The 24,291-nt window shown below is 73.1% G+C and carries 16 protein-coding genes; 5 read left to right on the forward strand and 11 right to left on the reverse strand.

The annotated features are described in order from the left end of the window. Position 1: 1 nt before the first annotated feature. The gene (cysD, locus tag ACFVS0_RS03410) at positions 2-904 is read right to left on the reverse strand and encodes a sulfate adenylyltransferase subunit CysD (RefSeq protein ID WP_430587168.1); all 903 of its coding nucleotides are present in this window, start codon (positions 902-904) and stop codon (positions 2-4) included. After that, positions 901-1,788 (reverse strand): inositol monophosphatase family protein, encoded by an 888-nt coding sequence (locus ACFVS0_RS03415; RefSeq protein ID WP_430587169.1) that lies wholly within the window; start codon positions 1,786-1,788, stop codon positions 901-903. Before ACFVS0_RS03415 ends, cysD begins: the two co-directional genes overlap by 4 nt. A 130-nt stretch (positions 1,789-1,918) precedes the next feature. Here ACFVS0_RS03415 and ACFVS0_RS03420 point away from each other — a divergent pair, with 130 nt between their 5' ends. Then, positions 1,919-2,887: a sulfite exporter TauE/SafE family protein gene (locus ACFVS0_RS03420; protein ID WP_430586159.1), complete on the forward strand. Its 969-nt coding sequence runs from the start codon at positions 1,919-1,921 to the stop codon at positions 2,885-2,887. Continuing rightward, a complete protein-coding gene (gene cysC, locus ACFVS0_RS03425) occupies positions 2,884-4,173 on the forward strand; it encodes an adenylyl-sulfate kinase (protein ID WP_430587170.1) in 1,290 nt (429 codons plus the stop codon). Before ACFVS0_RS03420 ends, cysC begins: the two co-directional genes overlap by 4 nt. A gap of 24 nt (positions 4,174-4,197) precedes the next feature. Here cysC and ACFVS0_RS03430 read toward each other — a convergent pair whose 3' ends face one another. The 5 genes from ACFVS0_RS03430 to ACFVS0_RS03450 form a co-directional block, all read right to left on the reverse strand. Continuing rightward, a complete protein-coding gene (locus ACFVS0_RS03430; protein WP_430587171.1) occupies positions 4,198-6,819 on the reverse strand; it encodes a glycosyltransferase in 2,622 nt (873 codons plus the stop codon). Beyond that, positions 6,812-11,896: a CDP-glycerol glycerophosphotransferase family protein gene (locus tag ACFVS0_RS03435; RefSeq protein WP_430587172.1), complete on the reverse strand. Its 5,085-nt coding sequence runs from the start codon at positions 11,894-11,896 to the stop codon at positions 6,812-6,814. Before ACFVS0_RS03435 ends, ACFVS0_RS03430 begins: the two co-directional genes overlap by 8 nt. Positions 11,897-11,910: 14 nt before the next feature. Beyond that, entirely contained in the window at positions 11,911-12,249 is a 339-nt protein-coding gene (locus tag ACFVS0_RS03440; RefSeq protein ID WP_430564056.1) for a hypothetical protein, read from the reverse strand. A 219-nt stretch (positions 12,250-12,468) separates the two neighbouring features. Next, on the reverse strand, positions 12,469-13,437 hold the full coding sequence (locus tag ACFVS0_RS03445; RefSeq protein WP_430548949.1) for an ABC transporter ATP-binding protein: 969 nt from the start codon (positions 13,435-13,437) through the stop codon (positions 12,469-12,471). After that, positions 13,430-14,428 carry an ABC transporter permease gene (locus tag ACFVS0_RS03450; RefSeq protein ID WP_430548948.1) on the reverse strand — a complete coding sequence of 333 codons (999 nt, stop codon included), beginning with the start codon at positions 14,426-14,428 and terminating at the stop codon, positions 13,430-13,432. The genes ACFVS0_RS03445 and ACFVS0_RS03450 overlap by 8 nt, the downstream gene beginning before the upstream one ends. Before the next feature lie 165 nt (positions 14,429-14,593). Between ACFVS0_RS03450 and ACFVS0_RS03455 the strand changes: the two genes are divergently transcribed. Beyond that, complete coding sequence (locus ACFVS0_RS03455; protein WP_430587173.1) at positions 14,594-15,862, forward strand: CDP-glycerol glycerophosphotransferase family protein; 1,269 nt, start codon at positions 14,594-14,596, stop codon at positions 15,860-15,862. Positions 15,863-15,968: 106 nt separating this feature from the next. Here the strand turns inward: ACFVS0_RS03455 and ACFVS0_RS03460 are convergent, their stop codons facing one another. Genes ACFVS0_RS03460 through ACFVS0_RS03470 form a run of 3 tightly spaced genes read right to left on the reverse strand, consistent with a single transcriptional unit; the run spans position 15,969 to position 19,494 of the window. Continuing rightward, on the reverse strand, positions 15,969-16,664 hold the full coding sequence (locus ACFVS0_RS03460) for an NTP transferase domain-containing protein (protein ID WP_430548946.1): 696 nt from the start codon (positions 16,662-16,664) through the stop codon (positions 15,969-15,971). Next, positions 16,661-17,959, reverse strand: a complete 1,299-nt coding sequence (locus tag ACFVS0_RS03465) for a CDP-glycerol glycerophosphotransferase family protein (protein WP_430564054.1) — start codon at positions 17,957-17,959, stop codon at positions 16,661-16,663. The genes ACFVS0_RS03460 and ACFVS0_RS03465 overlap by 4 nt, the downstream gene beginning before the upstream one ends. Further along, a complete protein-coding gene (locus tag ACFVS0_RS03470; RefSeq protein WP_430564053.1) occupies positions 17,956-19,494 on the reverse strand; it encodes a glycosyltransferase in 1,539 nt (512 codons plus the stop codon). Before ACFVS0_RS03470 ends, ACFVS0_RS03465 begins: the two co-directional genes overlap by 4 nt. A 157-nt stretch (positions 19,495-19,651) precedes the next feature. Here ACFVS0_RS03470 and ACFVS0_RS03475 point away from each other — a divergent pair, with 157 nt between their 5' ends. Together ACFVS0_RS03475 and ACFVS0_RS03480 are read left to right on the forward strand one after the other, a co-directional pair. Continuing rightward, positions 19,652-22,114, forward strand: coding sequence for a hypothetical protein (locus tag ACFVS0_RS03475; RefSeq protein WP_430587174.1), 2,463 nt, complete (start codon positions 19,652-19,654; stop codon positions 22,112-22,114). Positions 22,115-22,193: 79 nt separating this feature from the next. Continuing rightward, positions 22,194-23,315, forward strand: a complete 1,122-nt coding sequence (locus ACFVS0_RS03480) for an acyltransferase family protein (RefSeq protein WP_430587175.1) — start codon at positions 22,194-22,196, stop codon at positions 23,313-23,315. A gap of 1 nt (position 23,316) precedes the next feature. Here the strand turns inward: ACFVS0_RS03480 and ACFVS0_RS03485 are convergent, their stop codons facing one another. Then, a complete protein-coding gene (locus tag ACFVS0_RS03485) occupies positions 23,317-24,171 on the reverse strand; it encodes a TylF/MycF/NovP-related O-methyltransferase (protein ID WP_430587176.1) in 855 nt (284 codons plus the stop codon). Positions 24,172-24,291 lie beyond the last annotated feature (120 nt).

Consider the following 24,291-nt stretch of genomic DNA (forward strand, 5'->3'; position numbering starts at 1 on the left):
CTTAGAAATAGCCCTCTCGCTTGCGGTCCTCCATCGCGGCCTCGCTCACCTTGTCGTCGCCACGGGTGGCGCCACGCTCGGTGAGGCGCACGGCGGCGACCTCCTCGACGATCTCGGCACGGGTCGCCGCCGTCGACGCGACGGCGGCGGTGAGGTTCGCGTCCCCCACCGTGCGGTAGCGGACGGACCGCAACTCGGCGGTCTCGCCGTCCTTGAGCGGCGTGAACTCGTTGACCGCGAACAGCATGCCGCCCCGGTCCACGACCTCGCGCTCCGCCGCGAAGTACAGGTCGGGGAGATCGATGTCCTCGGCCTCGATATAGGCCCAGATGTCCAGCTCGGTCCAGTTGGACAGCGGGAACACGCGGATCGACTCGCCCTGGTGGACGCGCCCGTTGTAGAGGTCCCAGACCTCGGGGCGCTGGTTCTTGGGGTCCCACTGGCCGAAGTCGTCGCGGAAGGAGAACACGCGCTCCTTGGCGCGCGCCTTCTCCTCGTCCCGGCGTCCGCCGCCGAAGAGCGCGTCGAAGCCGTTCTTCTCGGCGGCCTCCAGCAGCACGGGGGTCTGGATGCGGTTGCGGGAGCCGTTCGGCTCCTCCTGCACCAGCCCGCGCTCGATGGCCTCCGGCACGGAGGCGACGACGAGCTGGACGCCGAGCCGCTCGACCCAGCGGTCGCGCGTGTCCAGCACCGACGGGAAGTTCAGGCCCGTGTCCACGTGCATGATCGGGAACGGGATCCGCGCCGGCGCGAAGGCCTTGGCGGCCAGGTGGAGCATGACGATCGAGTCCTTGCCGCCCGAGAACAGCAGACAGGGGCGCTGCATCTCCGCGACCACCTCGCGGAAAATGTGGATGCTCTCCGCTTCGAGGCTGCGGAGCTGGCTCAGGACGTGAGACGTCACGGCTGGGCACCTTCCTTGATGTCGACCCCGACCTCCGTCAGCGCCGCACGCAGGTGCGCCGCCACGGCCGGGTGGCTGACGAAGAGATCGGGGAGCCAGGGGTCCTGGCGGTTGTACTCGAGCGGGGTGCCGTCCAGGCGGGTGCACTCGAGGCCCGCGGCGAGGGCGACCGCGACCGGTGCCGCCGAGTCCCACTCGTACTGGCCGCCGGCGTGCACGTACGCGTCCGCGGTGCCGTCCACGACGGACACGACCTTCACGCCTGCCGACCCCATGGGCACGAGCTCGACGTCGGCACGGGCGGCGAGGTCCTGCACGAACTGCGGCGGGCGGCTGCGGCTCGCGGCGAGGCGCAGCGGGCGGCGGCCGGCCAGGACAGCGTCCGTGTCCGTGGCCGTGTCGCCGGCCCGCCGCGGCCCGGCGTCGGTCGTGACGGTGCTGAGGACGGCGTCGCGGGCGGGCAGCCCGACCGCCCCGGCGGCCAGCCGGTCGGAGCAGGCGACGCCGCGGTCCCAGAGGGCGACGTGCACCGCGAAGTCGTCCCGCCAGCGGGCGCCGTCGCCGGCGCGCTCGGCGAACTCGCGGGTGCCGTCGAGCGGATCGATGATCCACACGCGGTCCGCCGTCAGGCGAGCGGCGGAGTCGGCGGCCTCCTCGGAGAGGACGGCGTCGGCCGGGCGTGCGTGCGCGAGCGCGGCGGCGAGCCACGACTGGCTGGCCGCGTCGCCCGCGTCCTTGAGCTCGCCCGCCACGAACGCTCCGCCGGCGGCGTCGACCTCTGCCCGCAGGCCGCGGAGCACCTCACCGGCCCCCTGCGCGAGCGCAACGGCGAGCACGCCGTCGGGCAGGCCCGGGTCCGGGAAGGACGGGGCGGACGCGGACATGGGACTCCTCGGCTTGAGGCTCTGGACGGGGGCCCGGGCGGGCCGCGGCCGACGCTACCATTCCGAATTGGACGATTCCCCGAGAGTTCACATTGTTGAATTCTGTTTTTCCGATAGGAATGGTGCGCTTTTGAGCCTCGACCTCCCGCTGATCGTCGGCGGACTCGTCGTGGGCTTCGTCGTGGGCCTCACGGGCATGGGGGGCGGCGCCCTGATGACGCCGATGCTCATCTTCGTCTTTCGCGTCGACCCGCTCACCGCCGTCTCCTCCGACGTCGTGGCCAGCCTGTTCATGAAGCCCGCCGGCGCCGTCGTGCACCTGCGCCGGCGCACCGTGAACCTGCAGCTCGTGCTGTGGCTGTGCATCGGTTCGGTGCCCGCCGCGTTCTCCGGTGCCCTGCTCATCCGCTACCTGCCGTTCGGTGACGGGTTCGACGAGGTGCTCAAGCAGATCCTCGGGGTCGCGCTGCTCATCGCCTCGGCGGGGCTGGTCGTGCGGGCGGTGCTCGGCATGCTCCAGCGCCGCACCGCGCTCGGCGAAGGACCCGCCGCGCCCAGCAGCCCGGACGTCGTCGTGCGCAAGGTGCCCACGCTGATCCTCGGCGCCGTCGCCGGGCTCATGGTCGGCCTCACGTCCGTGGGCGCCGGCTCGATCATCATCGTGGTGCTGCTCCTGCTCTACCCGGCCCTCAAGGCCTCCCAGCTGGTGGGTACCGACCTGGTGCAGGCCGTCCCGCTGGTCGCGGCCGCGTCGCTGGGCCACATCCTCTACGGGGACTTCGAGCTCGGACTGACGACGTCGCTGCTGGTCGGCGCCGTCCCGGGCGCCTGGTTCGGCGCCCACGTGTCCAGCCGCGCCCCGGGCGGCATCATCCGCCGTGCCCTCGCGATCCTCCTGCTGGCCTCCGGCCTCAAGCTGCTGGGCGCCTCGCTCGGCGTCGTCGTCGCGGCCGCGGTCGGCGCCCTCGTCGTCGGCAACGTGCTGTGGATCGTGGTCCGGGAGCGCATCAAGCGGCTCCCACCCAGGCCGACGGCGCCCGGCACCGTCCCGGCTCCCGCACCGAACCCCGAGAAGAAGGACACGACGACGCGATCATGACCGAGCCCACGCCCGTGCCCTCCGACCTGCCCGCCGACCTGCCTTCCGTGACCCGCGTCCTGTCCCCCGACGAGCTGGACCTCCTCGAGCTCGCCCTCGCCGGCGGCCCCTGGGTCCCGCCCGCCGGGCTGCCCGCCGGCCCGGCGACGCTCACGGACGCCGAGAACACGCCGCTCGCCGTCGTCGGCGTCCCCGGCGACGAGGCCCCGCGCGCCGTGCGCCCGTTCGCCCGGGCCGCCGGGCCGCACTGGGACCCCGCCCTGCGTCGCACGGCCCGCGCGGTGCGTGACGACGTGCCCGACGGCGTCGCACCCGTCGCCCTGGTCGTGTCCGAGCCGCCCACGCGCTCGGAGGTGGACGCCCTGCCCGCGCTCGTCGGCGACGCCGGGGCCGTGCTGCTGCTCGTCCCCGCCGCGCGCCGGTCCCCCGCCGCCGGGCAGGTGGGAGCCCCCGGGCTGGTGCGCGTCGCCCGGGACCTCGCCGACCGGCTCGCCGACGGCTCGCGCCACGCGAGCGTCGTCGTCGTGCCCTGGCCCGCCGACGCCCCGGACGCGCTGCGCTGGACGGACGTCGGCACGCGCTACGGCGCCGTGCGGACGGAGGTGCTCGTCGCGCACCGCTCCCCCGCCGCGCACGACGCCGTCGGGGGGCTCGGCACGCTCTGGTCCGACGCGGTCGCCGGGCTCTACCCGGAGGTACCGGCGGCCGAGGTGGTGCGCGCCGCCGGCACGGCCCGGCCGCGGGGTGCGGTGGTCTTCTTCACGGGCCTGTCCGGGTCCGGGAAGTCGACCGTGGCCCGCGCGCTGGCCGCCGAGCTGGACGACGAGGGCCTGCACACCACCCTGCTCGACGGCGACGAGGTGCGCCACCACCTGTCCAAGGGCCTCGGCTTCGACAAGGCCTCCCGCGAGCTCAACGTGGAGCGCATCGGCTACGTCGCGTCGCTCGTCTCCTCGCACGGGGGTGTCGCCGTGGCGGCGCCCATCGCGCCGTTCGCGTCGGGCCGCGCCCGGGTGCGCGAGCTCGCCGAGGCCGCCGGCACCTTCCTGCTGGTGCACGTCAGCACGCCGCTGGAGGTGTGCGAGGCCCGCGACCGCAAGGGCCTCTACGCCAGGGCCCGGCGCGGCGAGATCCCCGACTTCACCGGGATCTCCTCGCCGTACGAGGCGCCGACCGACGCCGACCTGGTCATCGACACCGCACGGGTGAGCGTCGAGGACGCCGTGGCGCGGGTCCGCGCGGCGCTGGACGCGGCCGGCGGCGACCGGTCCGGCCCGCCCCGCTGACCGCGGAGGCCCGTCGCCTGGGCCTCAGCCGCGCAGCGCCGCGAGGATCCGGTCGCGCGCCTTGCCGTCCCGGTAGGCGAACGCGCGGTCGATGCGCTCCGCGTACAGGTCGGGCAGGGCCCCGAGGACGTCGGCGACGGCCCGCTGGCCCTCCTCGGGGCTCGTGACGACCGGGCCGAACCCGGACGTCTCGAACCCCGCCGCCCGGGAGCGGGCGCTGTCGGGGGCGCCGAGCACGGCCTCCCGGTCGACCTGGAGATAGACCGTCGGCCGCCCGAGGTAGGCGAGGTCGAGCGCACGGGCGGAGGAGTAGTCGGTGACGAGGACCGCCGCCGAAGCCAGGGCCGCCAGCAGGTCGTCCTGAGGGACGACCTCCACCCCGGGCGGGGGTGAGAAGACCTCGGGCCCGACCCCCGACGGGAGGACCAGCCGAACGCGGCGCCCCTCCCGGGTGGCGAGAGCGGCGAGCTCGGCGGACTCGAGGAGCTGGCGCCAGGCGGCGACGAACGGCAGGGCGCGGAACTCGTCGACCGCCCGCCCGGCCGAGGCCGGGTCCGACGGCCGCAACGTGTCCGCCCGCCAGCCGGGCAGGACGACGATGTGCTCGGCCGGCGCCCGCAGCTCCTCGAGCCGGTCGTGCGAGGGCAGCCCCGTCAGCGCGACCTCGCTCGGGAGGTAGGCCTGGTTCCCGTAGGGGCCGCCTGCTCGGACGAGCTCGATCGCCGACGAGACGGTGATGAGGTCGGCCTGCGACGCCCAGGAGTCCCGGTGGAGCAGCCTGCCGACCCCGCCGGCGGGCAGCAGCGCCACGCGCCACTCGCGCGGGATCCCCTGCCCCGGCAGCGGGGTGTGGGCGCGCCGTGACATGCGGGACGTGACCAGGAGGTCCGCCCGGCGCAGGAGAGCCGCGTGCTCGGGCGAGCCGGCGGTCACGCACCCGACGTCCGCCCGGCGCAGCCGCGACTCGGCCTCCGACCCCGCCTCGGTCACGAACCGCACCTCGACGTCGGACACCTGCTCCCGCACGTACTCGTAGAGCAGCTCGCTCTGCGACGGCGAGGCGTCGGCGTCGTCGCCCGTGACGAACACCCAGGTCTCGCCGCGCGTGGCCGCCGGCCCGGCAGGCGCGCCGGCCTGCGGCGGCACCGCGGTCCGCACGGATCCCGTCACGGCCCGTGCGAGGCGCCGCCACCGCGCGGCGGCGGGCCTGGGGGCCGAGCCCGGCGCGGGGGTCGGGGCCGGCGACGCGGCCGTGGTCGTGGTCGGACCGGCCTTCGGCGCCGCGGGCTTGACGTCGATGGGCGGCCGTCTCCCGGCACGCTCGTCGACGGCGCCGGCCTTCAGGATCGTGCCGTCGAGATCGAGCGTGAAGCGCGGGTCGGTCGAGGCCAGGCCGACCTCGTCACCCCGCTCCATCCGCACGAGCAGCACCAGCTGGTACAGCCAGGTCTTCCCGAGGAACTCGATCCCGCGGCTCCTGGTCTCGAGGACCTCGGCGTCGCCGACGACGACCTGCAGCTCCGGAAAGTCGCTGGCGCTGCCGTAGACGGCCGCGCGCCACGCGCCCCTCTCGGGGTGCCAGCGCAGCCGCTCCACGGGCGAGGACGTGACCTCCTCGACGGCGGCGAGCCACGCGAACCGCATCTCCAGCGGCACGGCGAAGATGTCGAAGCCCTGGATGTTGGCCGCGCCGATCTGCCGCAGGTTCTCGGTCAGACGCTCACGGATGAGGGCCAGCTGCTCCTCGGAGGCGAGGTCGACGGGGGTGTTCACGCGTCGGTTCCGCCGGAACAGCATGAACACGAAGTACAGCAGCAGGTTCGCCAGCCACGGCGGGCACTCGTCGCCGGCACGGTCGAGCATGCCGCGGTGCGAGATCCCGAACAGCGACGCGTAGCGGGACATGTTGCCGCTGTGCTTGGACACGATCGAGGACGCGTCGGCACGGCGGAGGTAGAAGTACTCCGCCCCCGGGACCAGCACGTACCGCGCGCCGTTGCACAGCAGGAAGTGCCCGATCATGTCGGTGTCGGAGGACTGCAGGATCTGCTCGTCGAAACGGAGGCCGTGGCGAACGATCACGTCGTGGCGGAAGAACGCGACCCCACCGAGCGTGTGGATCTTGCGCGGCTCCCGGTGCAGGTCGACGACCGAGCTGGGGGCGCCGACGTACCGGGCGTCCAGCGTGTGCCCGATCGTGGAACCGTCGGGCGAGGTGAGGATCGCCCGGCCCACGTACATCGTCTCGTCCGGGAACCGCTCCCGTGCCTGCTCGATCTCGAGCAGGTACCGGGGGTCCAGCCGGTCGTCGGGGTCCGGGTGCGAGACCCAGGTGCCGCGGGCCCAGGCGAGGCCCGTGTTCCGCGCCGAGGCCACGCCCCCGTTCTCCTTCGTGACGACCCGGACCGCGTAGTCGGTGGTGGGCATCCACGCCCGCACCACCTCCTCCGAGTCCTCGGGGCAGCCGTCGATGACGAAGATCAGCTCGTAGCCCGCGTGCGCCGCGACCTGCTCGTCGAGCGACCGGAGGAACGCGGGAAGGTACGGGCCGACGCGGTAGCAGGCGATGACGAGGCTCGTGTGGGGTGCCAGGCCGTCCCACTCGCCCTCGGGGCGATTGATGTCCGTCCTGTCGATGTCAGTCATCGCGGCCCTTCCGCTCCTTCAGGCCTTCGATCTCCAGCCCGACCTCGTAGATCCGCCTCGAGTTCTCGTGGTCGAAGTAGGAGAAGAACGTCTCGACCCGCTGCTCGAACTCCGGCTCCGGCGCGCAGCCCCGCTCCAGGTAGCGCTCCAGCAGGTCGAGCAGGTCCGACTCCTCCTTCGCGACCTCGCCGAACGCGTCGGTCGCGTAGTCGAACGACGCGGCGGGGTAGTGGGGCGGGATCGAGTCGGGCTGGTAGTACAGCACCGGCTTGTGCATCTGCGCGAAGTCGAACTGGACCCCGGAGTAGTCGGTGATCATGAGGTCCGACCCGGTGAGGAGCTGCTCGTAGCTGACGTCCTCCGTGGCGGCACGCACCTCGACGAGCTCGCTCTGCGAGACGAAGTCCGTCAGCTGCGTCCCGGTGTTGGGGTGGAGGAGGAACAGGAAGCGGTAGCCGTGCTTCTCCAGGGCCGCGTGCAGCCTCGGGCTGTTGATGAGCGAGTGGAAGACCTGGAAGTAGTCGGTCTTTCGGAAGGCGCGGTGGCTGAGGGTCTGCTCGACGCCCCGTTGCGGGCTGTGCAGGTACGTCCGCCAGGTCGGCGCGAGGAGGATCGTCCGCTCCGCCCGGGAACGGAGCCCGTCGTAGCGCGCGAACCCCGTGACCTCGACCTGGTCGGCCTCGTAGCCGTAGTTCGGCTGGAGCAGGTTCCGACGCTCGAGCTCGGAGACCACCAGGACCCGCTCGAAGTTCGAGTACCCGATGTTCAGCAGGTTGTCGAGCTTGTCCACGACGAGCCCGTGGTTGATGTAGACGACGCGCGCGTCGAACAGGTCGCGGAAGTACGTCTGGTCGAGCTGGAACCCGAAGGTGTTGCTCGTCCCGATGCGCGTGGCGAAGACGATCGACGCGTGGAGGTAGTGCAGCCGCTGCCGGTCCGTCCCGAAGGCGAGGTACTCCACGCCGTCGGCGTCGAGCTGCGCCGCGAGGGCCGTGCCCGGCTGGGCCACGTAGTGCGTCTCGGCCCCGTCGCGCTGTGCCTGCGCGTAGCGGTACGCGTACTCGCCGTTGTCGCCGCCCTTGACGATGCGGTCCGCGTACATCCAGATCCTGCGGCCGCGGTAGGCGGGCAGGGTCGAGAAGTACTCGCCGCGGAGCCGTGCGGCCTCGATCCGCACCGGGTCGCCGGACTCCCGCAGCGACCGCTGCAGGTTCTGCTCGGCCGCGTCCCGGGCCGACTCCGAGTAGGGCGCGATGTCGATCCCGCGGCGACCCACCGTCAGGATCCCGAGTCCGGGCACGGCCCAGTACGCCGCGGGCTCGCCGCTGAGCTTGGCGGTCGCCCGCGTGAAGCGGAGGCGCAGCGGGGTGTACCACGCGTCCGACGACGCGTACCGGAACTCCAGCCGCTCCGTGGCCTCGGCGAACGGGACCGACGCCGTGAAGGTGAAGGCGCGGTGGAGCGCGACCCCGTGCAGCGAGGTGTCGGCGTAGCGCTGCCGGTCGGCGAGCGGGATCGAGCGCCCGCCCACGTGCACCTCGAGCCGGTGCCCCGGGTGGTTGAAGGCCAGCGGGATCCGGCCCCTGACCGTCAGGACGCCGTCGCGGGCGGCCATCGAGTCGATCGAGACGGTCACGTCGTCCGGACGCTCCAGCTCCAGCCCTCGGAACTCCGCGAACGGGCCCTGTGCGTCGTGGCCCAGGGCCGGCTCGAAGGCCGCCCCGTGCTTGAGCCGCAGCAGGTGCATGCGCACGATCGGGGACGGGATCCGGGTGGGGCGTCGGGGGGACCAGATCAGCTCGTCGGCCGTGTGCCGCAGCGCACGCGAGAGGACGCGCTCGTAGGCGGCGAGGTCCTCCTCGGCGAAGATGCGCTTCGGCGTGCCGCCGGTGTTGTGCCGGACCCGCCCGGCGAGCAGGTGCACGAACAGGCGCTGGAGGTAGGTGTGGCTCGCGCCGAGAGCGTCCGTCGCCTCGAGGAGGTCCGCCCAGTCCCGCGCGAAGTCGAGGTACCAGTCCCGGGTCAGCACCTCGGCGGACTGCTCGGCGCCGTCGTCGAGCACGCCGTGGGAGCGCACCTCGCCGAGCACGCCGAACCCGCCGCTGATCGACAGCGCGGCGGCGAAGGCGAGGCCGCGCGTGCGCGCGGCCGGGTGCTTCCGGACGGCGGCCCAGAGGATGTCCGCGCGGACGAGCACCGGGCTGGAGCCCACCCACAGCGGGGCGTGCTCGGTGAGGGGCACCCGTCCGCCGAGGTCGACCTTCGCGTGGAGCGTGTGGCCCGCGGTCGCGTCGGTGAAGACGTGCAGGTCCTCGGCCGCGTCGGCGTCCAGGCGGTCGAACGAGTCCGCCTCGAACTCCACCCCGGCGTCGACGAGGCACAGCCTGTCGCCCGGAGCCAGGCCGGCGAAGACCCCGGCCTCCACGAGCGCGCCGAAGGAGCGGTCCTGCACCGTGCGGAGATCCGCGTCCCGCTCGACCTGCGCGACGGAGAGCCGGGTCCGCAGGTGCGCCAGCGTCCCGTCCTCGCCGACGACGACGTAGCGGATCTTGGTCGTACGGCGCGGTCCCTGGTTCGTCGTGGGGCCGGCCGTCCCCGTCGTGGGGCCCTCGACGCGCGCGTCGGTCGCCCCCGCGCCCGGGAGACGCCGGGCGAGCTCGGGATCGGCGGCCAGGGCCGAGACCACCTCCCCCGCACCGAACTCGGAGTACCGCAGCACCGGGACCTGCTGCACCGTCTCGAGCCCGTCCGGCAGCAGCGGCACCACGTCGTGCTCGCGCGCGAGCCACAACCAGGACTCGGCGGCATAGAGCCGCTGACCCAGCATGTCGGGCACGAGGACGTCGATGCTGTCCAGGAACTCCGCACGGTCGAGCTGGTCGCTCGGCACCACCGTGATCCCCGCGGCGTCGGCCCGCTCGGCGGTCAGCCGCCGTCCCTCGTCGTAGAACACGACCTGGGAGGCGCCGGAGCCGACGAACACGGACCGCAGGACGTCGAGGTTCCAGTCCGCGAGGTCGACGTGCCGGGGCAGGACCACGCCGATCCTCGGGTGGTCCCCGAGGGCGCTCCGCTCGGCCGCTCGTCCCTGGACGAGCGCGACGTCGACACCCTTGCCCTGGAGGTACCGGAACAGCTCGGGCGACGAGACCATCCAGCTGATCCGCGCGCCGAAGACGGTCCGGACCTGCTCCTCGCACCACGCGACCGGCGGGAGCAGGGACTCGTCCGCGCGCCGCACGGTCTCGTCGAGCACGACGTGCACCCGGTCGACGACGATCCCGACCTCGGGCTCGGCGGGGAGCGCGAGGAGGTACTCCGGGTTGTCGACGATCAGGGTGTCGACGTGGGTCGTGTCGCGCCAGCTCATCCACCGGAGCTCGCCCTGCTCGACCGCGTCGGTGATCCGGCGTCGCGACTGGACGGTGCGGAGGCTGCGGCTGGACCGGGGACGGAACCCGCTCAGCAGGCCGACGGGGCCGTCCGTCCCGGGCAGGAGGGCCCGGATCCTGCGCAGGCCGTCCCGCGAGCCTTCGAGGGCGGAGCTCCAGTCGGCCAGCACCGCGTGCGACAGGCGCTGCGGCGGCTGCTCTCCCCGGACCCCCGGCGGCGCCCAGCAGATCGACGGACGCGAGTCGTCGAGCTTCCAGTGCTCGGAGCCCGCGGCCTTGATGCGGCTGTGGGCGGCGCCGAACTGCTTGCTGTAGGCGAACCGCGCCCCCGCCATCCAGTTCGGCCGGAAGTCGGAGCGCGAGAGCGAGCCGACCTTGAGCTGGACCAGACAGAGCGGCTCGCGCACGTTCACCACGGAGGACTTCCCGAAGGCCCGCTTCAGGCGCTCGGAGAACTCGCTGTCCCCGGCCTTCCGCACGTCGTCGAACCGGCCGAGCCGGTCGAGCACGGCCTCCCGGCGGAACAGGAGCGACGACTCGTTGGCCCGCTCCGGCAGATAGCCGAGATAGGTGACGCCGCCCGTGCCCAGCACCCGCTGGCTCTTCGACGCGGACGCCATCTTGCGCGGGTCCGCGAGCAGCGGGAGGAGCTGCCGCTCGATGCGCTGCGTGTGCGAGACGTCGTCCGCGTCCTGGAAGGTCACGTACTCGCCCCGCGCCTCCCGGAGCCCCGAGTTCCGCGCCTGGTAGGTACCGCCGTTGTGCTCGCGCGCGACGACCCGCACCCGGGGGTCCGTCGCGGCGGCGGCGTCCAGGTGCTCCCGACCGCTCGTGGAGCAGTCGTCGACCACCAGGATCTCGAGGTTCGACCACGACTGGCGGACCAGCGAGTCGATCGTGTGGCGGAAGCCGCGGTCCGGGTTGTAGGTCGGCACGACGACCGACACCAGGGGCTGCTCGTCGCGCGGCACGCTGCACGGCGCGGCCTCGGGGGCCTCGATGCTCGCGAAGACCTCGCCGGCTCCGCCCAGGTCGTCGACGGCGAGCACGAACGGGGCGAGACCGCGGTCCGTGAACGGCTTGTTGAACTGGGCCCACCAGCGCTCGAGCCGGTCGCCGTCGACCGGGGCCGGACCGGCGCCCGTGCGGTCCGCCAGACCGGGCGGCCGCAGCAGGTCGGTACGGCCCGCCCACGCGATCCTCTCCTCGGCGGTGGGGAGCGAGGCCAGCTCCTCGAACAGCGCCTCGGCACGGGTGATCACCGCGACCTGGGTGGCGAGCCGCAGCGCCGCCGACGCGTCGGGCTCCCACAGCTGCGAACGGTCGAGCGCCGTGAGCAGCACCTTCGTGACGGCCTGGAGGTGAGCCTCCTCGGGCTCGAGCACGCAGGCGAGCAGCGCCGCGCAGAGCACCCGGGGGACGTCCCAGCGCAGCATCTGCTCCCGGGAGACACCGGACTCGATGGCCTGGCGCAGGGCCTCCCAGCGATGGGTGGCACCCGTGCCGTCCAGCGCGAGGAGGTCCAGGTAGGCGGCGGAGCGCATCCGGCTGCCGACGGCGAGCGCACGCCAGGGCGACTGCCGGTTCCGCACGAGGAACTCCTCGGGCGTGAGCTCCTGGAACGCCGGTGCGGGAACGTCGGGGTGCGCGTGCGCGAACGACTGAGGCGCTGCGGGGAGGGACATGTCGGTGCCGCGTCCTAGAGGTCGGCCGAGCCGGACGCCCGGAGGCCGGACGAGTCCCGCTCAGACTGCGTGAGCTCGAACGCGATCCGTGCCGCCAGCCGCTCGGGGAGGTGCTGCTCGATCCGCTCGAGACGCTCGTTCACCAGGGCGAGCTCGCGCTCCGTCGCCCGGGCCGTCGAGCGCGACGCCTCGGACTCCTTCCGTGCGCCGTTCTGCCCGAGCCGGTAGACGGCCGAGAGCACCTTGCGCAGGAACAGCAGGACGATCGCCGTGCAGACCCCGATCGTGACCAGCACGGCGACGAGGCCCACCCGTACCGGGGCGAGCAGGCACACGAGCACGGCGACGACCATGCACACCGCCATCAGAGCGACAGCGGCGATCTGGCGAGGCGAAAAAGACATAGTGGAAGACACCTAGCATGCGGTGGACGGTTGACGGACGCTGGCGCGCCATCCCTGTCGAACGGCTCTGACCCTGATCGGCCGACACCGACCGCGGCAGGGGCCGCTCGCGGGCCCATGGTAACCGGTGGGTCCGCCGGCCTCAGCGACCGGGCGGCCTGCCCGAGATCACGGCCCGGCCTGCTTCTTGGCACGTTGCTTGGTGCGGGCGCGCGGACCGACCCCGCCGGCGCGTGCGGACGAACGGGCCAGGCGGTGCGCGCGGACGAACTTGCGGTACTCGGCGAGCACGTCCTCCGTGCCGCCGTCCATGACGAGCTCCCCCTGGTGCACCCAGAGGACGCGGGTACACATCGCCTCGATCGTGCTGATCGAGTGGCTGACGAGGAAGATCGTGCCGGCGTTCTTGCGCACCTCGTCGATGCGGGCCTTGGAGCGGGCCTTGAACGCCGCGTCACCGGTGGCCAGCGCCTCGTCGATCATGAGGATGTCCGGGGTCGCGGCCGAGGAGATCGCGAACCGCAGCCGGGCGCCCATGCCGGAGGAGTACGTCTTCATGGGCATGTAGACGAAGTCGCCGATGTCCGCGAACTCCACGACCTCGTCGAAGCGCTCCTCGACCTGCTTGGGGGTGAGGCCGAGAGCCAGGCCGCCGATCCAGATGTTCCGCTCGCCCGTGAGCTGCGGCATCAGCGCGGCGTTGACGCCGAGCAGCGCCGGCTCCCCCGCCACGTACACGCCGCCGGACCGCGGCGGGATGAGGCCGGTGATGGCGCGCAGCAACGTGCTCTTGCCGGAGCCGTTGATGCCGACGATGCCGATGGACTCCCCGTGCCGGGCGACGAAGGAGATGCCGCGCACGGCGTGCACCTCGCTCACCGCGCCCACGTGCTGCGACGTCGAGCTCACCAGGCGGCGCAGGAGGGAACGCTTCGGCGCCTTGGCCTCGCGCACGTTGTCGGCGCCCTTGGCGGCGACCTGCTTCGCCTTGCCGCCGAAGACGCGGTAGACGATGTGCAGGTCGTCGACGACGAGCACCGGGTCGCCGACGGTCGCGACGGGCTTCGGGCCCTCGAGATCCTCGGGCTCGAAGTCCTCGTCGAGGTCGACGTCGAGATGAAGGTCGGACTCAGTCACGGCCGTACCGCTCCTCTCCGCGCCAGAAAACGATGAACCCGACCACGAAGGTCACGATCGCCCAGCCGGCCGCCCACAACCACATCCACGGGTCCTGCGGCATGGACGGCTCCTGCGTGAGGATCGAGCGGGCCACGTAGAGGAACACGCCGATCGGCTGGTACTCGAGGATCGGTCCGACGATGGCCGCCGCCTGGGCGGGCAGGTCCTTGACGTAGTGCATCACCGGGAAGATCACGCCGGAGGCGTACATCACGAGGCGCAGCACGAAGCCGATGATGTTGTCCAGGTCGGGAGTGATCGCCACGGCGCGGGCCACGATGAACGCGATGCCCGTGTTGAAGATCCACATCAGCGCCACGATGGCCGGCAGCAGGAGCCAGCTCCACGTGACGTGCACCGTCGGGTACGCCGGGAGCAGCCCGCTGAGCAGCACGATCGCGCACATGACCACCAGGGCCGGCACGAGCGTGGTGAGCAGCGAGACCACCTGGGCGATGGGCAGCACGGCGCGCGGGAAGTGCAGCGACCGGATGAGGTTGGTCTTCTGCGCGATCGACCGCGACCCGGCGTGCACCGACTGCTCGAAGAACCGGTACAGGAACGTCCCGATGGTGATGAACGCGATGGTGTTCTCCACACCGCGGTTCGCCCCGAGCAGGATGCCGAAGATCAGCACGTAGACGGTCGCGTTGAGGATCGGGTTGAGGACGGCCCACAGCTGGCCCAGATAGTTGTTCTGGTTCTTGGAGTAGGCCGTCGCGGTGCCGAGGACGCGGATGAACGCCCAGCGGGAGGCGACGTCGCGGATGTACTTGCCGAGCGGCGGGCGCACGCCCATCTGCTGCAGCCCGAACTGCTCCGCGATCGCCCGTCGCTCCTGCGACGTCGTGGCCGGCACGAGCGGCTCCGGCGGGCGGAGCGGGTCACGACCGGGCTCCGGCTTCCCGCGGTCACCCGAGGTGGCGTCCGTGGTGGTGTCGGTGGTCACGTAACTTGCATACCCGTCTTTCGAGGTACGGCCAGCGGCTGCCGGGCCCTGTCGATAGTACAGCGGCGAGGTGTGCGCTCCTCTCGCCGACGCCCCCTGGGGAAGGCCCCAGGACGCCGTGGAATACTCGTCGCGCCACGGGACCCCGCCACCAGGAAGGCACGGATGTCGCACGTCACCCCACCGCAGCAGCCCACGATCACGGACCGCGTGCGCAAGCTTGCCGCACAGATCTTGCTGAGCGCGGGTTCGCGCGTCAAGCGGGTCGTGACCAGCACGATCGCCGGTGAGGAGCCCGAGCACTCCCCCGAGCTGGACGGCCTGCCCCGGTTCCCCGTGGTGGCGTACTTCGCGGACACCCCGAACCAGGCGTACCAGCTGCAGCAGTGGCTGCCCGTGCTCGAACGCGTCGCCGCGGAGCACCCCGTGGCGATCGTCACCCGCCACTGGGAGCTCACCGAGCAGCTCCGCGAGACCACCGACCTGCCCGTCCTCTTCGTCCGGCGCCTGGACGGTCTGCGCCGGCTCTACGAGCAGATCGACGTGAAGACGGTCGTCTACGTCAACAACGGCTGGCGCAACTTCCAGTCGCTCATCTACCAGCGGGCCCTGCACGTGCACGTCAACCACGGCGAGTCCGACAAGGTCTCGATGGTCTCCAACCAGGCCAAGGCCTACGACCACGTGGTCGTCGCCGGCCAGGCCGCGGTCGAGCGCCACCGGCGCGCCCTCATCAACTTCGACCTCGACAAGCTGGTCGTGTGCGGTCGCCCGCAGCTCGACCTCGACGTGGCCTCGGCGCTCGCGCCGGCCGACGGCCGCCGGACCGTGCTCTACGCCCCCACCTGGTCCGGCGAGGACGAGGCCAACAACTACACGTCCCTCGACCTGTACGGCACCGCCGTCGTGCGCGCGCTCCTGGACCGCCCGGACGTCCGGCTCGTCTACAAGCCGCACCCCCGCGTGCTCACCGCGGAGGACCCGGCGGTCGCCGCGGCCCACGCCGAGATCGTGCGGCTCGTCACCGCCGCGCGGGAGGCGGGCGCGCCGCACGAGCTGCCGCTGGAGGCCGACATCCTCGGCCTGTTCGAGGACACCGACCTGCTCGTCACCGACATCTCGTCGGTCGGCCTCGACTTCCTCTACCTGCGTCCGGGCGTCCCGATCGTCCTCACCGACCGCCGCACCGACCGGGCCCGGATCGTCGCCGAGGCCCCCGTCGCGAGCGCCGTCGACATCGTGGACGGCGACACGGTGGGCGACGTCGGCACGCTCCTGGCCGCCAACCTCGCCCAGGACCCCCACCACGACGCCCGCGAGCGCGTGCGCGACCACTACTTCGGGTTCGCGCGCGGCGACAGCAGCCGCCGGTTCCTGGAGTTCGTCGCGGACTGCGTCGCACGCCGCGACGCCATGGTCGACCAGGCCGGCTGAGCCTGTCGGCACCCCCGACGGGGGGACGACGGAGGGGCGACGACCTGCCGGTCGTCGCCCCTGCACGGAGCCGGGCCCGTCGAGCCAGGCCCGTCGAGCCAGGTGCTCAGAGCTCCTGGTTCGCCCGCTCCAGGTCCTCGGCGAAGTCCACCTCGACCGCGTACAGGTCGGAGATGTCCACCGGCAGCACCTTCACGCCGTCGTGCGCGATGGCGAGCTCGAGGCCGCCCTCGAAGTACTCCTGGTCGTCGACCTCGTCGAGGCGCTGCAGCAGCTTCGCCTTGTCCTGGGCGGCGACGTAGTTGATCCCCACGGCCTCGCCGAGCGCACCGTCGCCGACCTTCTTCGACAGCTCGTTGATGTAGCCGTCGTCGTCGACCGTGTACTTGACCTCCTCGTCACCGACGGAGGACGTGTTGACGCACACGAACGACCGGCCCTCGTCGATGAGGGGCTGCACGCGGCGCAGCACGTCCGGGTGGAAGACGACGTCGCCGTTCAGCCAGAGCACGCCGCGGTCCCCGGTGACCCGCAGGGCGCGCAGGAGGCTCTTCGACGTGTTCGTCTGGTCGTACACCTCGTTGTACGTGAAGGCGACGTTCGGCGCGGCCTCGAGGATCATCTCGAGCTTGAAGCCGACGACGATCAGCACCTCGGCCTCGCGGCCGTAGACGGAGCGGAGGTTGCCGAGCTGCTGGGCGAGGATCGTGCGACCGTCCCGCAGCTCCGTCAGCGGCTTGGGGTGCGGCCGGCCCAGGCGGGTCCCCATGCCCGCCGCCAGGATCACTGTCTGGATGCTCATCGCGTTCCTCTCTCGTTACCTGTCGGTGCGGCGCTCGGCGCGCCGTGGGCCTCGACCCGGGCGACCTCGCGGTCGCGGATCTGCATGAGGCGCTCGCACGCGGCGACGAACCGCCGCGTGGAGGCGCCGGGAGTCGTGTCGCCGAGGTAGTGCTCGCGCAGCGCGTGGCGCCGGTCGCGCGTCGGGTCCTCGGTGAGCTCGCGGTCCACGGTGGCCAGCACGTCGCCGAGGGCGGCGACAGGCAGCGACGGCGCGAGCTCCAGCAGCGGGCTCGCCGCGATGATCACGTCGCCGACCGGCCGGGTCACGACGATCGGCTCGCCGGTGGCGAGCCAGTCCATCGCCACGCCGGACACGTCGCAGACCAGGAGGTCGGCCGCCGCGAACGCCGGGGCGACGTCCCCGTGGGTGTCGGTGCCGTGGGCGGGGCCCTCGGCGGGGGCGGGCGCGCCGGCCAGGTACGCCCTGATCGCCTTGTCGGCCTCGCCGTACGCCGCGACCCGGACCCCGGTGAGCGGGTGCGGGCGGTAGAGCACCCGGTACCGGCCCGACTCCACGAGGGCGCGCACGATCGCGAGCCCGTGCGTGGCCACCGTGCCGTACTCCGCGGACGGCTGGCCGCCCTCCCACGTGGGGGCGTACAGGACCGTGGGCAGGGGCCCGCGCGGAGTCCTCGCGCGCAGGCGCAGCTGGTCGTCGAGCTGCGGGCGGCCCACCGGCACGCACCGCTCGTGCGCGTCGTACAGGGTGCTGAACCGCGCCATGCGCTCGACCGCGGCCTGCCCGGCGACGAACGAGAAGTCGTACGCCTTGGTCTGGTTCGACACCGTGACGAGCTTGTCGCTGTCGCCGTGCATCAGCGACGCGTGCACGAGCTGCCCGAAGCGCAGGCAGGTGAAGTTCTGCGGGTTGTGGTTGACGTAGAGCGCGAGCTTCGTCGGCGAGCGGCCGAGGACGTCGTCGAGCGTCGTGTAGTGCGCCACGGTGCGCACGTCGAGCCCGCTGTCGCGGCGGATCGCGCGCGCCGTGCGGGAGTCCTGGGTCACGACGACCACGGGGTGCTCGGCGTGCAGCGCGCGGAACGTCTCGTACCACTGCTCGATCTGGTAGAGCGCGTCGGGCGTGTCGGCGAAGTACACGAGCACCTCGTACGGCCACGACGTGCCGAGGAGCTCCTGGTCCTCGCCCAGCCCGTCCGGCATGCCGCCGGGCAGCAGCCCCAGCCGCCGGATGGCCTTGCCCCCCAGGGACCGGATCCGTCGGCGCCACGTGGCGCCGCGGGGTGTGGCGGTCAAGGCCCCTCCTCAGGGTGTAGGTGTGCGGTCCGGTGTGGTCGGCGACCGGCGCGTCGCAGCATACCGGCCACCTTCCGCGCGGCCCGGGACAGCGCGGAGCGCCGGTACCGCGGCGGGCCGGCAGGCCGGCCTGCGGTCCGCGGAGACACCGGCCGACGACGGGCGACGTCCTCGAAGACCTCCGCCCAGCGTCCGACGACCGCGACGTCGGAGTACCGCTGCGCGGTCGCGACCGCGGCCTCGCGCATGCGGCGCACGACGTCGTCGTCGAGCGACACGAACCGCACGATCGCCGCGGCGAGCGCGTCGACGTCGCCGTCCGGGACGAGGAAGCCGTCGACGCCGTCGGTGATGATGTCGGCGGGGCCGTAGCGGACGTCGAACGCGATCGGCACGCAGCCGCGCGCCATCGCCTCGGCGAACACCAGCGGCAGCCCTTCCGCCCTGCTGGTGAGGAGCAGGAACGAGGCGTCGGCGAGGCGGTCCGCCGCGCCCGTGACGTACCCGTGCAGCGTCACGCCGGGAACCTTCGCCGCGCGGGGCTCGAGACGCTCCCGCTCCGGTCCCTCGCCGTAGACGTCGAGGGTGAGCGGCAGGCCGCTGCCGGCCTTCGCGCGGCGCAGCCCCGCGATGGCGTGGCCGACGCGCTTGCGGCGGCTGAGGCTGGCGAGCATCACCCCGCGGTAGCGGTCGGCGTGCGCGGGCAGCGCGCCGTCGGGCAGGTCGGTGCTGTTCGGCACCACGTACGTGTTGTCCCGTGCGCCCACCCGGTCGTGGACGTCGCGCCGCTGCCCCTCGGTGAGGAACACCACCGCGTCGTAGTCCCCCACGTGCTCGATCATCGGGGCACGCGTCCCGGCGAGCGGCCCGTGCGCGTCAGTGGCCGCAGCGGTCAGGTGCGCCCCGTGCACCAGGTGCAGCGTGTAGATCCCCTTGATCTCGAGGTTGGCGAAGAACTTGGTCAGCGCCTTCGAGTCGACGACGACGTACGTAGGACGCTCGGGCAGGACGGTGCCGACCCAGTGCCGGTACAGGGCCCACACGGTGGACCACCGGTGCCCCGGGCGCCCGTCGCCGGTGTAGAACCTGACCTCGCGACCGGTCGGGGTGCTCTCGTCCACCGCCGCGACGGAGCCGTCCGGCCGGAAGTGCAGGTGCCGCGTGGTCTCCCCGCTCCTCTCCAGCCGCGCCCGCTCCCCCGGCGCTCCGCGCGGGAGGTCGGGGCGCGCGGCGGCGCCGGCGCGCGCCCCGACCTCCTCGTCCGACATCGCGCGGACGTCGGCCCACAGGTTGTGGAGCGTCACGCCCGGCACGAGCTGGCCATGCTCCTCGAGGCGGGCACGAGCCGCGTCGAGGTCGAGCGCCGGGTCGAAGGTGAGCACCCGCACCGGCGCCCCGCCCTGCTCCACGAACGCCCGGGAGCGCCGGAGCAGGGCCGACGTCATCCCTCCGAAGTCCGCGGGGATCGACCAGGTCGCGGCGGCATGCCCGCCGTCGGGCAGGCGGGTCGTCGTCGGTCCGTGGCTGTGGGGCACCGGCCCATCGTAGGGTCTGAGGTTCGCTCGGTCCTTCTTCCGCGGCGCCCCTCCGGACACGGGGCCGCCCGCGGTGGACGGACGAGACGAGGCCGCTGTAATCCGAGTCGTCCGATGTAGTATCGGCCGGCCCGTCGTCCCGGAACCGGAAGATCTGATGCCCTCTCGCCCGCTGCACCCCGCCACCCTGCTGCGCGGCGCCCGCCGCGCTCTGCGCGCCGCGCTCGGACGGCCGGAACCCTCCGCCCGGGAAGTCTTCGCCCGGACGCACCCGGTGGTGCACGAGGTCCGCGGCCTCCTGCACGCCAAGGACCTCAAGGGCGCGCAGTCGCGCGTCGACGAGGCCCTGGCCGCGCCGTCCCCCGGCCCCGACGCGCTCGTCGCGGGCGGCCTGGTGGCGCACCGCCGCCACCTGCACGAGCGGGCGCTCGACCTCTTCGACCGCGCGGGCGACGCACTGGCCGTGGCGCCCGTGCCCTACGTCGAGTCGCTCTTCCGCGTCGACCCGCAGCGCGGGCTCGCCCTCGTGCGCACCTGGCTCGACGGCGCCGGCGCGGCCCCGGGCGCGCGGACCTGGCACGCGGCGCTGCGCTACGTCTTCGCACACGGCGACGACGCCCTGCGGCACGCCGTGCACGACCGGTTCGTCGCGGCGTACCGCGGGAACGAGGAGCAGTGGCCCGGCGGCGCCGCCGAGGTCGCGTGGCTCGAGCGCTGGCGCGGGGCCGACCGGCACACCACCACCCCGGCTCCCGGCACCCGCGTGCCCTTCGCGGTGATGGACTACGTGCAGCCAGGCAAGGGGAAGTCGTCGCAGAACATCGGCGACCACGTGCAGACGCTGTCCTCCCTCGGGCACGTCGTGCGCCGCCAGAACCTGCGCTTCCACGGCCGGGACGACCTCGTCGGCCTCGCCCAGGACATGCAGGAGCGGGTGCGCCCGGAGCTGCGGCTCGACGGCGAGGCGACCGACGTCGAGCTCTACCGCGTGGACCGCGACGGGTCGTCCTTCCAGTCGTTCCCGGAGGGCACCTGGCTGCTCGAGTTCGGCTGGCACTCCCACGACCTGGCGGGCACCGGCGTCTGGGACTTCCCGATGCACGAGAACCTGCGGCCGATCTTCGTCTCCTTCCACTGCAACAAGCGCGGGCTGCTGACCCCCGAGGTGCTCGACTACCTCCGCGCCCACGGCCCGGTCGGCTGCCGCGACTGGACCACGGTCGACCTGCTGCTGTCGCTCGACGTGCCGGCCTTCTTCTCCGGCTGCCTCACGACCACCGTCAGCACCGTCTTCCCCGAGCTCGACCAGCGCCCGGCGCCCGCCACCGTGTACGTCGACGCCGTGCGCGAGCCCGTGCCGGACGGGCACGACAACATCAAGCAGAGCTACCGCGAGGTGAAGGACCGCACGTTCGTGGAGAACATGCGCGAGGCGGTGCGGCTGCTCGAGTGGTACCGCACGTCGTTCACGCACGTGGTGACGAAGCGGCTGCACTGCTACCTGCCCACGACGTCGTTGGGCCTGGACGTCGACTTCCAGCCCGCGAACTTCGCCGACGTGCGCTTCAGCGGTCTGCACCCGCTGGACCACGACGGCTTCGAGGCCATCCGCACCGGCATGATCGCGCGGCTCGAGCCCGTCCTCACGGCGGTCTTCGAGGGCCGCGACGCCGAGCACGTCTACGCCCTGTGGCGGGAGACCGTCGCACCCGAGGTCGAGGCGGCCCGGGCCCGGCACGCCGCGGCGACACCGCTGCCGGCGCTCCCCGCCGCTCCGGCGACGGTGGCCGCCCCCGCCGCGGTCACGGCCCCTGCCGTGGACGGCGCCGTCGATGTCGTCCTCCTGCCCCGGCGCCCCCAGCTCCCCCACGTCGCGGAGGCCGTGCGGGCGCTCGACTCGTCCGCGTCCGTGCCGCTGCGCGTCTGGCTCGTGGGGCCGGGCGTCGCCACGCTCAGCCTGCCGGAGCTCTCCGAGCGCACCTCCGTGCACCGGGTGCCCACCACGGCCCTGGACGTCGGCTCGCTCGGCCTGGACTCGTCGCAGCGGGCGCACCACGTGCTGCTGCCGCACCTGCTCCCCGGCGTGGACCGCGCGGTGGTGCTGCCCGTCGACGCCGTCGTGCTGGACGACGTCGCGGAGCTCGCGGCGGTCGACCTGGGCTCCACGGCCGTCGCGGCCCGGCACACGTCGCACGCCGACCCGAGCGGTTTCGGCCTGCTGTACCGGGCGGCCCGCCGCCTGGACGACGCACCGGCGACGGCGTACGACTTCTACCGCCGCATCCACGCCCGGCACGTCTTCGACTTCAACGCGTTCGACGCCGACGTGCTGGTGCTCGACCTCGCGCGGCTGCGGGCCGACGGGTACGCGGCGGAGTCGCTCGTCGCGATGCGGGAGTTCCGGATCGACGCGCGCGAGGCCCTGCACCTGTACGTCGGGCCGCACCGCACCGAGCTCGACGCGGCCTGGGACCACGTGCCGACGCGGGACCTGCCGGACGCCCCGGCACGGCTCGTGCACTGGGCCGACCCGACCAAGCCGTGGGACGACGCCTACGTCGCGCGTCAGGAGCTGTGGCACGAGCGGGTGACAGGGTCCGTGCACCCTGCCGCTCGGTAACCGCGCCGCACCACCTCTCGTCCGAGCTCTCCTCCCGGGATGGTCGCCCAGGTCACCGGACCAGGTATCGTCGCCGCCCATGTTCTCCCTGCCGACCACGTCCGTACCGTCCGCCGGGAGCTCCGCCCCAGCACGGGTGGGGTCCCGTCCGCGCCTCCGCGGGCTGGACGGGCTGCGATTCCTGGCCGCGCTCCTCGTGCTCGGCTACCACTACACGGGGATCGGCATGCCGCACTGGGGCGCCGCGCCGTCCGACGTCTTCCCCGGGCTCAACCAGGTCACCCGCTACGGGTTCCTCGGCGTCCAGCTGTTCTTCATGATCAGCGGGTTCGTCATCCTCATGACGGCGTACGGCCGCCCGGTCAGCGCCTTCGCCGCGTCGCGCGTCGCCCGGCTGTTCCCGGCCTACTGGGCCGCCGTCGTCCTGACGGTGATGCTGCATCTCGTGTGGCACGACGGGCGGGACGCCTCGGCGGTGGACTCGCTGCTCAACCTCACGATGATCCAGAACGCCTGGGACGCCACCGACGTGCAGGGCCCGTTCTGGACCCTCTGGTTCGAGATGCTCTTCTACCTGATCGTGGGGGCGTTCATCCTCGTGGGGATCACCCGCCGCCGGGTCATCGCCCTCGCGGTCCTGTGGCCGCTCGTCGCGCAGCTCGCCAGGGCGAACGACGCCGACCTGCTGAGCGCGGTGCTGATCCCCTCCTACGCGCCCTACTTCGCCGTCGGCATGCTGCTCTTCCTCGTCTACCGCGACGGCGGCGACCTCGCGGTGTGGCTGGCCGTCGCCCTGACGAGCGTGCTGTGCGTGCGCCAGGCGTACCTCTATGCCGACCGGGCCTCCGAGCTGGTGGGCGCGCCCGTCTCCGCGGTCGTCTGCGCTGCCGCGGTGGTCGCGATGGTGGCGCTCCTCTGGGCGCTCAGCGCAGGGCCGCTGCGGCACCTCGACTGGCGGGTGCTGTCGACGCTCGGCGCCCTCACCTACCCGCTGTACCTGGTGCACGGCCAGTTCGGGTTCGCGGTGATCGACGTGCTGCACGACGACGCGCCCCGCTGGGTGGTGCTGGGGCTCGCCACCGCGCTCTCCCTGGCCCTCGCGGTCGTGCTGCACCACCTCGTGGAGAACCGCGTGCACGACCGCCTGCGCCAGGGCGTCCGGTCCGGGCTCGAGAGAGGCCTCGACACCGCCGGGCGCTGACTCAGCCGGCGCGCACCAGGTGGAGGCGCGCGTGCATCTCGCGCACCAGGCCGTACCTCGCGCCGTCGCGCGCGAGGAACTCGTCGACCGCCCTGCGGCAGCCCGACCAGGCGAAGTAGTCGTCGACGACGACCCGGCCCGAGGGGACGAGGCGCGGCACCACGCGCTCCAGGCAGGTGCGGGTCGACGCGTACCAGTCGCCGTCCAGGTGCGCGACGGCGATCGGGTCGTCGCCCGTCAGGGTGTCCTCGAACAACCCCCGGACGAGCGTCACGCCGGAGCTGTCGACCGGCAGACCGTGCCGGGCGAACGAGTCCCGCACCTCGCCGTACAGGTCGTCGCGGTAGCCGTAGTAGGTCTCCCCGCCACGACCTTTCGCACGCCCCTCGACGATCGTGGCGTACCGGGCGTGGACGTCCGCACCGTCCTCCTGCGTGGGCGGCGGGATGAGGCCGAAGACGTCGTGGACGAAGAGCCGGCGCCCGGGCGCCTTGGCCGCCGCCATCACGACGGCCGAGCCACCGCGGGCCGTGCCGCACTCCATCAGCACGCCGGGCAGTGCCCGCGCCTCGGCGTCGAGCACGGCGTGCGCGAGGTCGTGCAGCGGGCGGGCGCCGAGCAGCGTCAGGTGCTCGGCGCGCACCGCGCGCGCGACGGCGCCGACCTGCTCGGGCAGGTCGTCGAGCAGGCCCGCCTCCAGCTCGCGGACCCGGCGGCGCAGCCGGCGCACCTCGGCGCTGCGCGCGTCCAGCTCCGCGCGGAGCGCGGCGGCGTCCTCGTCACGGCCCGCCCGGTCCGACGCGGACCGCCCGCGCAGCGCGGCCACGAACCGGTCTCGCACGCTCCGTCCGGACATGTACCCATCGAACCTCAGGAACTGCCGGGCAGCCACGGGTGCGCCCCCGGACGAGCACCGAGCGTTCATCCCCCGGCCACGCCGACGTCCCCTGCTCGTCGCCCGACGCGGTGACAGTGG

Origin of the sequence: Isoptericola sp. NPDC058082 (assembly GCF_042885055.1) — a bacterium.
Lineage (GTDB): Bacteria > Actinomycetota > Actinomycetes > Actinomycetales > Cellulomonadaceae > Isoptericola.

What these genes read in the sequence shown, in the direction of transcription:
- ACFVS0_RS03415 (WP_430587169.1), bottom strand. Translation starts at nt 1,788, where the DNA reads ATGTCCGCGTCCGCCCCGTCCTTCCCGGACCCGGGCCTGCCCGACGGC.
- cysC (WP_430587170.1), top strand. Translation starts at nt 2,884, where the DNA reads ATGACCGAGCCCACGCCCGTGCCCTCCGACCTGCCCGCCGACCTGCCT.
- ACFVS0_RS03430 (WP_430587171.1), bottom strand. Translation starts at nt 6,819, where the DNA reads ATGACTGACATCGACAGGACGGACATCAATCGCCCCGAGGGCGAGTGG.
- ACFVS0_RS03435 (WP_430587172.1), bottom strand. Translation starts at nt 11,896, where the DNA reads ATGTCCCTCCCCGCAGCGCCTCAGTCGTTCGCGCACGCGCACCCCGAC.
- ACFVS0_RS03440 (WP_430564056.1), bottom strand. Translation starts at nt 12,249, where the DNA reads ATGGTCGTCGCCGTGCTCGTGTGCCTGCTCGCCCCGGTACGGGTGGGC.
- ACFVS0_RS03455 (WP_430587173.1), top strand. Translation starts at nt 14,594, where the DNA reads ATGTCGCACGTCACCCCACCGCAGCAGCCCACGATCACGGACCGCGTG.
- ACFVS0_RS03460 (WP_430548946.1), bottom strand. Translation starts at nt 16,664, where the DNA reads ATGAGCATCCAGACAGTGATCCTGGCGGCGGGCATGGGGACCCGCCTG.
- ACFVS0_RS03475 (WP_430587174.1), top strand. Translation starts at nt 19,652, where the DNA reads ATGCCCTCTCGCCCGCTGCACCCCGCCACCCTGCTGCGCGGCGCCCGC.
- ACFVS0_RS03480 (WP_430587175.1), top strand. Translation starts at nt 22,194, where the DNA reads ATGTTCTCCCTGCCGACCACGTCCGTACCGTCCGCCGGGAGCTCCGCC.
- ACFVS0_RS03485 (WP_430587176.1), bottom strand. Translation starts at nt 24,171, where the DNA reads ATGTCCGGACGGAGCGTGCGAGACCGGTTCGTGGCCGCGCTGCGCGGG.